Source organism: Bacillus paramobilis (assembly GCF_038096195.1).
GTDB classification, from domain to species: Bacteria; Bacillota; Bacilli; order Bacillales; family Bacillaceae_G; genus Bacillus_A; species Bacillus_A mobilis.
Window position 1 is genome coordinate 2,573,052 of sequence record NZ_CP151108.1, and the last position, 11,353, is coordinate 2,584,404.

General features: G+C 32.5%; 13 protein-coding genes. 7 read left to right on the forward strand and 6 right to left on the reverse strand.

Annotated elements, in window-relative coordinates; translation table 11 throughout:
* Window positions 1-93 precede the first annotated feature (93 nt).
* Complete coding sequence (locus tag AABL52_RS13285) at window positions 94-1,740, forward strand: M3 family oligoendopeptidase (RefSeq protein ID WP_341519627.1); 1,647 nt, start codon at window positions 94-96, stop codon at window positions 1,738-1,740.
* A gap of 18 nt (window positions 1,741-1,758) precedes the next feature.
* Here AABL52_RS13285 and AABL52_RS13290 read toward each other — a convergent pair whose 3' ends face one another.
* Window positions 1,759-1,956 carry a DUF4017 family protein gene (locus AABL52_RS13290; protein ID WP_000789490.1) on the reverse strand — a complete coding sequence of 66 codons (198 nt, stop codon included), beginning with the start codon at window positions 1,954-1,956 and terminating at the stop codon, window positions 1,759-1,761.
* A gap of 161 nt (window positions 1,957-2,117) precedes the next feature.
* On the opposite strand from AABL52_RS13290, the gene AABL52_RS13295 reads away from it, so the two are divergent.
* From AABL52_RS13295 to AABL52_RS13305, 3 genes are all read left to right on the forward strand, one after another.
* On the forward strand, window positions 2,118-3,323 hold the full coding sequence (locus tag AABL52_RS13295) for a peptide ABC transporter permease (protein WP_341519628.1): 1,206 nt from the start codon (window positions 2,118-2,120) through the stop codon (window positions 3,321-3,323).
* Between the two features lie 20 nt (window positions 3,324-3,343).
* The gene (locus AABL52_RS13300; protein WP_341519629.1) at window positions 3,344-3,793 is read left to right on the forward strand and encodes a DUF6884 domain-containing protein; all 450 of its coding nucleotides are present in this window, start codon (window positions 3,344-3,346) and stop codon (window positions 3,791-3,793) included.
* Between the two features lie 125 nt (window positions 3,794-3,918).
* A complete protein-coding gene (locus tag AABL52_RS13305; RefSeq protein WP_002085081.1) occupies window positions 3,919-4,104 on the forward strand; it encodes a hypothetical protein in 186 nt (61 codons plus the stop codon).
* A 52-nt stretch (window positions 4,105-4,156) separates the two neighbouring features.
* Here the strand turns inward: AABL52_RS13305 and AABL52_RS13310 are convergent, their stop codons facing one another.
* The 4 genes from AABL52_RS13310 to AABL52_RS13325 all read right to left on the reverse strand — a co-directional run bounded on the left by AABL52_RS13310 (window position 4,157) and on the right by AABL52_RS13325 (window position 6,635).
* Window positions 4,157-4,609 carry a hypothetical protein gene (locus AABL52_RS13310; protein WP_341519630.1) on the reverse strand — a complete coding sequence of 151 codons (453 nt, stop codon included), beginning with the start codon at window positions 4,607-4,609 and terminating at the stop codon, window positions 4,157-4,159.
* 69 nt (window positions 4,610-4,678) lie between these two features.
* Window positions 4,679-5,035, reverse strand: a complete 357-nt coding sequence (locus AABL52_RS13315) for a hypothetical protein (protein ID WP_000606238.1) — start codon at window positions 5,033-5,035, stop codon at window positions 4,679-4,681.
* Window positions 5,036-5,164: 129 nt separating this feature from the next.
* Entirely contained in the window at window positions 5,165-5,788 is a 624-nt protein-coding gene (locus AABL52_RS13320; protein ID WP_000287708.1) for a hypothetical protein, read from the reverse strand.
* Window positions 5,789-6,473: 685 nt separating this feature from the next.
* Window positions 6,474-6,635 carry a hypothetical protein gene (locus AABL52_RS13325; protein WP_176374234.1) on the reverse strand — a complete coding sequence of 54 codons (162 nt, stop codon included), beginning with the start codon at window positions 6,633-6,635 and terminating at the stop codon, window positions 6,474-6,476.
* 285 nt (window positions 6,636-6,920) lie between these two features.
* Here AABL52_RS13325 and recQ point away from each other — a divergent pair, with 285 nt between their 5' ends.
* From recQ to AABL52_RS13340, 3 genes are all read left to right on the forward strand, one after another.
* The gene (recQ, locus tag AABL52_RS13330) at window positions 6,921-9,038 is read left to right on the forward strand and encodes a DNA helicase RecQ (RefSeq protein WP_098259121.1); all 2,118 of its coding nucleotides are present in this window, start codon (window positions 6,921-6,923) and stop codon (window positions 9,036-9,038) included.
* Window positions 9,039-9,063: 25 nt separating this feature from the next.
* Complete coding sequence (locus tag AABL52_RS13335; RefSeq protein ID WP_097844772.1) at window positions 9,064-9,447, forward strand: gamma-glutamylcyclotransferase family protein; 384 nt, start codon at window positions 9,064-9,066, stop codon at window positions 9,445-9,447.
* A 180-nt stretch (window positions 9,448-9,627) separates the two neighbouring features.
* Window positions 9,628-10,371, forward strand: a complete 744-nt coding sequence (locus AABL52_RS13340) for a class I SAM-dependent methyltransferase (protein WP_341519631.1) — start codon at window positions 9,628-9,630, stop codon at window positions 10,369-10,371.
* A gap of 95 nt (window positions 10,372-10,466) precedes the next feature.
* On the opposite strand, the gene AABL52_RS13345 is transcribed toward AABL52_RS13340, so the two are convergent.
* Window positions 10,467-11,309 (reverse strand): CPBP family intramembrane glutamic endopeptidase, encoded by an 843-nt coding sequence (locus tag AABL52_RS13345; RefSeq protein ID WP_341519632.1) that lies wholly within the window; start codon window positions 11,307-11,309, stop codon window positions 10,467-10,469.
* Window positions 11,310-11,353 lie beyond the last annotated feature (44 nt).

Consider the following 11,353-nt stretch of genomic DNA (forward strand, 5'->3'; position numbering starts at 1 on the left):
GCACGGTTTAACAAAAAAGGACAAGTAGTCAGATTGGCTACTTGTCCTTTTTTATCTCTAAAAAACGGAAAATTAAAAACGGGGGGATTGTGTATGCTTAAAGATTTAGAAAGTAAATTACAGTCACTTTTAGAGCGAAATATTACTTCTGTTTCAGAATTAGAGCGTTGGCTTTTGGAGGAATTGCGTGTAAACGCTGAAGTAGAAGAGGAGATAACAAGTAGTTTAATCGCCATGTATAGAGATACAAATGACAGAAATATACGTGATTTACATATGTATAATCAAAATACAATTCAACCACTTTTAAAAAGATACAATGCAAAATTTGACCAGAAATTTAGAGAGTGTCCATTTTCTAATTTATTAGATGAGCAGAAATATGGATTTATGAAAAAATCAAGGGTAGTAAAAAGTAAAATGTTTAATGAAAAGAACATTGCTCTCTCCATTAAAGAGCAAGAACTTATTACGAAATATAGAGAAATAATGTCTAACATATCTATTAATTGGGAAGGTGAGCAAAAGACGTATGCATACGTAAAAGCAAAGCTAGATAACCCCAATAGAGCTATTCGCGAAAAAGCTTGGTACGCTTTATGTGAAGCAAGAAGTGCAGTGAAAATAGAAATAGATTGTATTATGAATGGACTCGTACAATTACGGAATGACATTGCTTTACATGCAGGATTTAATAATTATAGTGAATATGCTTTTAAACAAAAAAATAGAGACTATAGTATTGAAGAGTGTTATAAACTTCATGAATCTATAGAAAAGTATGTTGTACCAATTTGGAAACAGTTAGGAAGTCTTTCTAAAAAGAATCTCGGTGTAAAAACGTATCGCCCTTGGGATCTAACGCCTTGTAATTTACCAAAAGCCCCATTTCAAAATACCGTTGATTTATTGGATGGGGTGGAAGAAATGTTTCGGAAGACTGATTTATATTTTTATGAGAAATTTATTCATTTAAGGAAAGCTGGATTCATTGACGTAGAAGAACGTGAAAATAAAGCTCCAGGAGCCGCTTGTTTTACCTTGCCTCATAGTAAAGAGGTTTTTGTGTATTCTAATTTTAGTCCATCATTTTATGCAATTAATGCACTCATACATGAAGTAGGGCATGCGTTTCATTTTTATAGACAATTTAACAATGATAGTAGCATGCAGGAAAGATATCTTCGTGAAGAAGTGGCTGAGCTTTATTCCCTTAGTCTTGAGTTGCTAGTAATGGATAAGCTGGATATCTTTTATAAGCAAGAGGATGAATATAAAGAATTGCAGCGCGTACAATTATATCGTGCTTTGTCTCTGTTAATGTCGTCAATTGCAGGAGATGTATTTCAGCACTGGCTCTATACAAATCCAAATCATACACCAGAAGAACGTGATAAGAAATACGCTGAAATATGCAAAAGGTATCAATATTCATCAGTCGATATTACAGGATTAGAGAATGAAATCGGTGCAAGCTGGTTAGAGTCATTTCACTATGTTCAGTTTCCTTTTTATCAAATTGAATACGCCATTGCACAAATAGGAGCAATGCAATTGTTTCAAGTTTATCGGAAAGATCGAGAAAAAGCGATTGCTTTCTTTAAAGAGGGAGCGAGTGCAGATTGGAATTTAACTATACAAAAAATATATGAAAAAACAGGTGTCACGTTTGATTTTTCGGAAGAAAGGATAGAAAGTACTGCAAGTGTAATTTTTGATCTGATTCATGAATTAAAATAAGGATAGCATTAGCTATCCTTACAACTGTTTATTCGTAGACTTTTTCCTGTTTATATAAAATGTAATAATAGCTGCAATGATGAAAATAGGTATGGCATACGCTTGCCCAACAAACAATTTCCAGCCAACATGATTATAACCTTCAGATGCTGGAGCAATCATAGCGATTATGCAAACAATAATATAGAGTACTAGTGCAGGGATTATATTTTTCATTTGTTCACCTCCCTTTCATAAAATCATCACATGTATATTTACATAATACATTATAGTTTTAAAAAAGATATATACTTTTCTAACATTTATGTAAATAAAAGGATTATTTTTAAGTGGAATAGAATAGGTGTATGTAGAATGATATAGGGGTGTTACATATAATGAACAATATATTAAATCGAATAAAGAAAGATGTAAATATAGAATTATTGAATACGCTATGGCCTGGTTTCAATAGGACTGCATTTGCATTATATAATGATGAGCATGTGTATGTATTTCATCATCCATTATTTTTGAAAGATGATAGTGAGTATGCCGTTATAAAGCGGGATGAACAATTTAAGGGTGATACATTTATCCTATTCAAAGATTATCCGACTGCCATCGTTAATATGAATAGATATAAAGATTATGAAAGTTTATTTGCGATTTTGGTGCATGAACTTTTTCATTGCTATCAATATTTGAATAAAGAAAGTAGATTTCCAAATGAATCTATAGGATTTCAATATCCTATAACAGAAGAAAATATAGAATTGCGAAATAAAGAACGAATTTGTTTATATAATGCTGTGCATTGTAAGTCACAAACTGAGAAAAATAATTATATTAAGCAATTTATTGAACTAAGAGAACAAAGAGCTCGTTTTATAAAAGAAGAGTTTATAACTTATGAGTGTATGGTTGAAAGTATAGAGGGACCTGCTTGGTATGTTGAAATGAACGCCCACATTGCAGTATGTATAAATGATGAAAGCGAAACATTACGAAAATATAGCAGACTTATTTTAGATACATATGATGCTAATTATAACATTAGGAAGAGCTGCTATAGCTCAGGAATGCTTTTATGTTTATTATTAGATGAAATCCATCCTGAATGGAAAACGAACTTCTTTAATAGTGATAAATCGTTATATGCTTTTTTAAAACAAAATATTAATGTTGTTTTAAGTTTAAATAATGAATTTGCAATAAGCAAAGAAACGAAGCAAATCCTTTATTTTGTTCAAAACGAAAGAGACAAGGAATTTAAACAATTTTATAAGGAAAAAGGATATCAATTGTATATTGTAGGGAATATACAATTAAATTCGTTTAATCCAATGAATGTAAAATTAAACAAAAATAAAGCGTTACATAAAACCTTTTTAAGTGTACGTATACATAATAAAACATATATGATAAATCAACCTGTTTTAGCATCTTTTGAAGAAGATTTTAAAAATATGACACAAGTTCATATTATAATGAATGAAAAGCCGATAGAAACAAATAATGGTTGGAATATAGTGGGTGTTGGTGATATAGAAGCTGAGTATGAAGAAGAAGAGAATTCTATATTTTTATATTTAAAAAGTTAGAAGTGAGGTAAGAAATAAAGATGAAAAGGTTATGCATAATTCCATGTGGAAAAAAGAAAATTTGGGATAATTATCCATATTATGGGCCGATGGAGGCAAAAGATGTATATATTAGCCCATTCGGAAAAGCATGTCAGGCGTATGCAATTATGTTTTTTGAGAATTGGGTTATATTATCGGCGAAGCATGGATTTTTAAGACCAAATGATATTGTACTAGAAAACTATGATCTTGCCTTTGATTCAAAGAGCGATGAAATTATTAGTATGGAACAATTAAAACAACAGATGATTGAAAAAGACTTGCTTCAGTTTGATGAAATTGTTTTACTTGCAGGCAAGAAGCATAAAAAAGTAGTGACACAATTATATCCAGAAGAAATCATTACGTACCCATTAGCTGGGTGTAAAGGAATTGGGTATATGTTGCAGAGATTGAAGCGGGCAGTGGAGGCGCAGAAGGAAGTATAGGGATAAATTAGTAATATAGATTCAAATTATACCAAATGAATACATTTAAAATAGACTAGTAAACAAGCCTTTTTCGTTTTTAAACATAGAATATGATGAACGCTATAGAGGGGAGAGTCATATTCATGTGTAATAATTGTGGTTGTAGACGTAGAGATTGTAATAGATTTTGGGATGATTTAATGTTTGGAAGATGTAGACGTAGAGATTGTGATGATTGTGGTTGTAGACGTAAACGTGACTGTGATTGTGATGATTGCCGTCGTAATCGTAAACGTGACGACGATGATGATAAATGTCGTAAGTGGTAATATTTTTAAAAGAGTACTTTGAAGTAAAGTACTCTTTTTTTGTATGAACCTTTTAAATTCCATCTTGAACAGATTTTTTTACAATTTCCCACGTGTCTTGTTTTTTTATCTGTATAGCTACATTAGTTCCGGTAGACTCCGTATAAAAGATATATCCATTGTTTTCATCCACATATGTTAATGGTTCACCTATGCAATCTCGCGCACAAGAAGTATTAATTAGCTCGATTAATGATAGTTCGCTCGGATCGGTTTTACTTGTATCTATAATAGTGTCAAGATTTGTTTTACGATAACCTTGTAAGTTCACATGGAAATTCTGTTCAATTTCTCCTGTAATACTAGTATTCATTACTTCAACTGAATTTTTCTTTTCTTGAAGAAAGCCGTTTTCATAAAGAAATTTTGTATATCCAAGCCATCCAATTAAAACTAGCATAATAAACATACTAGATATTTTAAGTGTTCGAAGCCGTTTACTAACAATCGTTTCTGAGTATTTCATTCAGTTTAATCCTCCAATGTTTTTAATTAAAAATATGCCTAGATACATACTTTTAGAAGAAGGATAGAACTATCTGTTTGTTACTTGTTTCATAAGTGGTCTTATTTCTTTAACGGGTGGTTTTTTATCATAGGCATCAACGTAAGAGAAATAGTAATTTAAGTTTCTGAGAAGTCCTTTTCCTATTTTAGCGCTTAAGAATGGAAATACTTGTCCAGTATAATCGTCGAGGGATTTACAGTAGTATTTTTCATCTAAATATATACTGTATTTACATGTTAGTTCTACTAACGAGTTACCTTCATCATCAATTACTTCCTTAGAATCAATAATGTCTATTAATGCGAATTTTTCATTTAGATAAACTTTCTTTTTTTTCTCGTGTTTATTTGTAAGTATAAATACGAGACCAATTGCGTTAATCAAACTGTTTCCTCCTATAAAAAACGGATATAAATAAAATATATCGATATACGTTAAATGTAAAGAGGAGAGATGAAATATCATTGATAGAAAGTTTTATAAGCCGATTTGTTTTTTCAAATCGGCTTATTGTTATTGAAACACTTGTGGGAATTGTTTTACGATTGCGTTTGTTATCATGTCGGCCATTTCTAATGCTTCCTTTTCAATTTTATCGTATAGTTTTACGCTTGCTTCAAAATCTTTATTTAGGAAGGCAACTGCTTCCGCTTTTGTTAAGGCTAAATGTTCATAAAACATTTTTCGGAATGCTTCTTTTTCTATATACGGGTTGATACTAGTAAGAAACGCCACAATTTCATCACCGTTAGCGTACCATTTCTTCTCTATAGCGGCAGTGGCATTTTGGTCACCAGCTTTTGCGGCTTTAACAAGATCCGCTGCAATTACTAAGTGGTCTTTAATTAATGCACTATATTTTTTTACAGCATCCTCACCATAGAATGGTTCAAGTGATAGTCCCATATGTGTTGCGTTTTGAAGAAGCCGCCCAACTGTAACGTTAACGTCTGGTAAATTAAAGACAATACTTATAATAGCTAATCTCGTCCAAGCAACATGTTGTTCCCATAAAGAACGCATATAACCTTTTAAAAAGTTCTCGTTTTTACTAATTCGGTAATTACGTACAGATGTATCAAAGTGTACATAAGGGTTATGATAGGGGGAGTAATACGATTGCCAATAAGAATACATAAACGGTAACACTCCTTTGAACATGTATAACTCAAAGTATGTTGGGAATTTATTTTTAGTTACGTGTCCTAGATTAATTTCAAAAATTGATGTGGAAGATGATGAAGAATTTCATTGTGGTATATATGAATAAAATGAATATAAAGTAAAAGAGGCTCTGCAAGGGAAGTTGCAGAGCCACAAAGGGTATTGCCGAGATGTCGGACTCGACTACGTAATATTATCATAAAATTCTTTTAAAAAAACCTGGTAAATGTGTCCAAATCAAAGTGGGTCTTTAATAAAGTCAAAGGGATCCGCTTCCCGCAGCAGATCCCATTAACTAGATAATGTTGATGAGCAAAAAACTCATCTGGAGTACTTTTATTGTAACAAGTGAAATTTGTTTTATGTATTGAGAAAAAAAGAATTCCTTCAATAAATGTTTAGAACTTATATTTTACTTCTAGTTATTATCATCATTTGTTGTGAGTGGAGTATGGTTATAAAATGGAGAAAAGACTTGCAAGCATTTATAAGTGTACTGAAATATAAAATATTCAAAAAAAGACCTGCTAATATAGGCAGGTCAACTTAAGGGATTTATAAAAGCAGAATATTTCATATGATAACAGCTGTATTGTAGTAAGTCTATAAGGTTTATATTGAGACAATGTTTGTGAATGATATATATTTCGCATACGTATTAACGTTTAAAAAGTTGAGAAAGAAAATGAAAAAGTTTTCTATAAGAAAATAATGGCTGGTATTTATAATACGATTCATATTTCCACGCATCATGATTTGAGGATTGTAGTTGGTTCGGTACTGTTTTCTGCTTGATGGAACTAATATTACAGTGCTTCATATAGTAACCTCCTGAATTCATATGTATAAGATTAGTAGTATTCAAGGAAGAGTAATAAAATGTGTATTTATTTTGTAATTCATTTTATATGTGCTTTATTTATGTTTTAAAATTTATAAATACAAATCACCATTAAAACACCGTTGCTAACCAACCTTTAAAACGTAGAGAAGCGTAAAATAATGAAAAAGCAAGCTGTTAGTCACATATTGATTACTTTCAAGTCACATAAGTGATGATATAATAGGAGTAGATGAAAGATAAAGAAAAGCAGGTGACTCTTTTTTGTTTACAAAAGCACAAGAACTTTTAGCGTCTTATTTCGGTTATTCGTCATTCCGAAGAGGACAAGATGAAACAATTAAAAATGTATTAGATGGGAAAGATACAGTTTGTATTATGCCTACGGGCGGTGGTAAGTCAATTTGTTATCAAATTCCCGCATTAGTATTCGAAGGAACGACATTAGTTATTTCACCTTTGATTTCACTTATGAAAGACCAAGTAGATACATTAGTACAAAACGGTATTTCAGCTACTTATATTAATAGTTCTATTTCTATTACAGAAGCAAATCAACGAATTCAATTAGCGAAACAAGGTCATTATAAGTTACTTTATGTGGCGCCTGAGCGTCTTGATTCAATGGAGTTTGTTGACCAACTTATCGATATGAAAATCCCGATGATTGCAATTGATGAGGCGCACTGTATTTCGCAGTGGGGACATGATTTCCGTCCAAGTTATTTACATATACATCGCATATTAGATTATCTTCCAGAAAAGCCGCTCGTATTAGCATTAACTGCTACGGCAACACCACAAGTTCGTGAAGATATTTGCAACACGCTTGGAATTAATCAAGAAAATACGATTATGACAACGTTTGAGCGCGAGAACTTATCATTTTCTGTTATTAAAGGACAAGATCGTCATGCATATTTAGCGGATTATATTCGTCAAAATCAAAAAGAATCTGGGATTATATATGCAGCTACTAGAAAAGTAGTTGATCAATTGTATGAGGATTTAATGAAGGCGGGCGTTTCGGTATCAAAATACCATGCTGGTATGAGTGATACCGATCGAAATGAGCAGCAAGAACTCTTTTTACGTGATGAAGTGAGTGTAATGGTAGCGACATCTGCATTTGGGATGGGGATTGATAAATCGAATATTCGTTACGTAATCCATTATCAACTGCCAAAAAATATGGAAAGTTATTACCAAGAAGCAGGACGTGCAGGACGTGACGGATTAGATAGTGCATGTATATTGTTATATTCTTCTCAGGATGTGCAAGTACAGCGCTTTTTAATTGATCAATCGACTGGAGAATCTCGTTTTTCAAATGAACTTGAAAAGCTGCAAAATATGACTGACTACTGTCATACAGAACAATGTTTACAATCATTTATTTTGCAATACTTTGGAGAAGAGCCGAAGGAAGATTGTGGACGCTGCGGTAATTGTACGGACGACCGCGAAAGTATCGATGTGACGAGAGAATCACAAATGGTTCTATCTTGCATGATTAGAACGAACCAACGATTTGGTAAACAAATGATTGCACAAGTTTTAACTGGATCTAAAAATAAGAAAGTTATTGAATTTAATTTTCATACGTTACCAACATACGGATTACTATCAAATCGTAGCGTAAAAGAAGTTAGTGAATTTATTGAGTTTCTAATTTCCGATGAATTAATTGCCGTTGAACATGGTACGTATCCGACATTAAAAGTAACGGAAAAAGGGAAAGAAGTGTTACTTGGTAAAGTGAATGTTTTACGTAAAGAACGAGTAGAGACGAGACAAATTGTTCAAGATCATCCTTTATTTGAAGTACTTCGTGAAGTACGTAAAGAAATTGCGCAAGGAGAAGGTGTACCTCCATTCGTTATTTTCTCTGACCAAACATTGAAAGATATGTGCGCGAAAATGCCGCAAAGTGAATCTGAACTTTTAACTGTAAAAGGGATTGGCGAACATAAACTTGTGAAGTATGGCTCTCACTTCTTACAAGCAGTTCAGCACTTTATAGAGGAAAACCCAAACTATGCTGAAACAGTTAAAACAGAAGTGGTGACAGAGCCGAAAAAATCAGGGAAAGCTTCAGCAAATTCTCATTTAGAAACGTATGAAATGTACAAGCAAGGCATTGATCTAGATGTAATTGCGAAAGAACGTGGCTTATCAAGGCAAACGATTGAAAATCATTTAATTCGTTGTTTTGAAGATGGAATGGAAGTAGACTGGAACAGTTTTGTTCCTGCAGAATATGAATCACTGATTGAAACTGCCGTGCAAAATGCAGAGGGTGGTCTGAAATCGATTAAGGACCAACTTCCAAATGAAGTGAGTTACTTTATGATTCGTGCTTATTTACAAATTAGAAAATAGAGACATATAAAGGGGATAGGGATATATGCATCACGTTTTCGTGTATGGCACGTTAAGAAAAGAGCAAGCGAATGCTCATTTTATGCAAGGTGCAATATGCATCACAGACGAAGCATGGATGTATGGTAAATTATTTGATACAAACGAAGGGTATCCGGCAATGATTTGTTCAAATGAGGACAAAGTATACGGAGAAGTTTATGAAGTAAATGAGGTTGTTCTGCAAAAATTAGATGAACTTGAAGAATATACAGGTAATGCAGAAAGTGATTTATATGACCGAATCACCGAAACGATTTATTTAGGCGATAGAGAAATACATGCATTTGTGTATGTCGCTCAAGATAAAGAAATGCTAAAGAAAGTTATCATTTCTGGTGATTGGGTGAAGTATCAACAAGGACAATAAAGCCGTAGAAGCAGATAGTGGGAACATCCATTATCTGTTTTTTTTAATTGAAACTTTTAAATTTCTGATTATTTTGATAAAATGTAAATATAGGGGAATTAAAGGAGGATTTTTCATGGGTATCAGAAATTTAGTTTCTCACCTGTAGCAGAAAAAATAATATACAGGAGGAGAATATTAATGAACGAATTAGATGTGAGAGAATTTTACGAAAAACAATTCAAACTATCCAATTACGATATTAATACAGAAAGCTGGTTAGAACAGGTTGCGAAAGAAGTTCAAGAACAAATTGGCCATTCATTTCAGTCGATGTTAGAACTAGGAGCAGGAAATGGCGGATTTGCAAGGGCAATGTCTAAGTTACAAGTGAAAATGACTACAGTTGAGCTCGTACCAGAGTTAGTTATGTTTGCAAAAGAGCATTCTACTAATGATATTGTTATTCATTGCGCTGATTTTTATAAAATAAATTTTGAAGAAAAGTTTGATATTGTTAGTTATTTAGATGGATTTGGTGTAGGAACAGATGATGAACAATTGATTCTATTAAAACGGATTAAAAATTGGATGAAGGATGATGGATGTGCACTTATTGATATTTATCAACCATTGTATTGGAAAAAGGTAAGTGGACAGGAAATGACATTAAGTGCAGCTATGCGAAAATATGAATATGATAGTATAAATGAAAGAATGTTAGATCATTGGTGGCATCCTAATAATCCAAATGATATAGTTACACAGTCTTTACGTTGTTATACGGTAGATGAGATTAGCAATATATGTGCTGAAGCTGGTTTAAGTATTGTAGGGATCTTTCCAGGAGGAGCATATGATTTTGAAAAACGAAAATATAAAGAGCAAGCATCTTTAACTGAATGTTTCTCATATCGTATAAAAGTCAAAAAGAGTAGGGATTAAATCCTTACTCTTTTTGACTTTTATATCCTGTATTAACAGGCAGCAAAAGCCTCACTGATTAAAATCTCACTTTATGGTTTGAATAACTGGCTGGCTTACATACTTAATTGTCGTTCTTTTTTTATCCTTATGGATCTTAGTACAATCCCGATGCCAAGAAATAAAACAGTGGCAACGACACCATTAATAGGATTTAACCAAAAATCACTACTATTTGTAAGAGTAATAATACCGGTTATAGTTATTAAAACAGTAGGTACGGCGTCTTCAAGTGCATGCATGAACACACATGGCCACACTGATTTTGTAAGTCTATATATTTCGACATACATAATAGACCAAGAAACCATAAGTATGCATCCTGATAAAAGCATATTTAACCTAGAAATAGATTCAAAATATTCATTTGGTAAAAAAACTAAATAATAAGCGGCATGCCAAAGAGCCCAAATTAAACCAGAAACTAAATAAATTAGCCAATCGTTTAACTTTAATTCAATAAGCTTTGGGGTTAAATAACCGCGCCAAGAGAACTCTTCGAAAATATTTTTAATAAAATTACCTATAATAGACATGAGTATGAGTGAAGATAATGAGGACATCTCAAAGTTAGATATGTTAACGACTCCGAAAAATAGAGCTAAGCTTATAGTTATTAGTGTAACGAATGGATAAATAAGTATTGCTACGAAATACCATTTAAAGTTTCCTTTTAAATTTGGTTTAATACCAAAATTATGCCAATCTCGGCTAAGAATTCTAAGTAATATGCTGACGAAGAAAGGAAGTATAAGCCATAAGCCCATGCCTAAAGAATTTCCTTCAGGCTGATCTGTTAGAAGAGAATCAAGGAATACACCGATCCAGCCACTTGCTAGCACAAATAACACAAAAATAATTAAATGTAACTTTACATGCTTTCTATTGGTTGTAGTCATTTCGAATAAACTCCTTTTTTATTTTTGGTATTTACCTATTGACA

What these genes read in the sequence shown, in the direction of transcription:
- AABL52_RS13290 (WP_000789490.1), bottom strand. Translation starts at nt 1,956, where the DNA reads ATGAAAAATATAATCCCTGCACTAGTACTCTATATTATTGTTTGCATA.
- AABL52_RS13285 (WP_341519627.1), top strand. Translation starts at nt 94, where the DNA reads ATGCTTAAAGATTTAGAAAGTAAATTACAGTCACTTTTAGAGCGAAAT.
- AABL52_RS13335 (WP_097844772.1), top strand. Translation starts at nt 9,064, where the DNA reads ATGCATCACGTTTTCGTGTATGGCACGTTAAGAAAAGAGCAAGCGAAT.
- AABL52_RS13310 (WP_341519630.1), bottom strand. Translation starts at nt 4,609, where the DNA reads ATGAAATACTCAGAAACGATTGTTAGTAAACGGCTTCGAACACTTAAA.
- AABL52_RS13345 (WP_341519632.1), bottom strand. Translation starts at nt 11,309, where the DNA reads ATGACTACAACCAATAGAAAGCATGTAAAGTTACATTTAATTATTTTT.
- AABL52_RS13295 (WP_341519628.1), top strand. Translation starts at nt 2,118, where the DNA reads ATGAACAATATATTAAATCGAATAAAGAAAGATGTAAATATAGAATTA.
- AABL52_RS13300 (WP_341519629.1), top strand. Translation starts at nt 3,344, where the DNA reads ATGAAAAGGTTATGCATAATTCCATGTGGAAAAAAGAAAATTTGGGAT.
- AABL52_RS13340 (WP_341519631.1), top strand. Translation starts at nt 9,628, where the DNA reads ATGAACGAATTAGATGTGAGAGAATTTTACGAAAAACAATTCAAACTA.
- AABL52_RS13325 (WP_176374234.1), bottom strand. Translation starts at nt 6,635, where the DNA reads ATGAAGCACTGTAATATTAGTTCCATCAAGCAGAAAACAGTACCGAAC.
- AABL52_RS13320 (WP_000287708.1), bottom strand. Translation starts at nt 5,788, where the DNA reads ATGTATTCTTATTGGCAATCGTATTACTCCCCCTATCATAACCCTTAT.
- AABL52_RS13305 (WP_002085081.1), top strand. Translation starts at nt 3,919, where the DNA reads ATGTGTAATAATTGTGGTTGTAGACGTAGAGATTGTAATAGATTTTGG.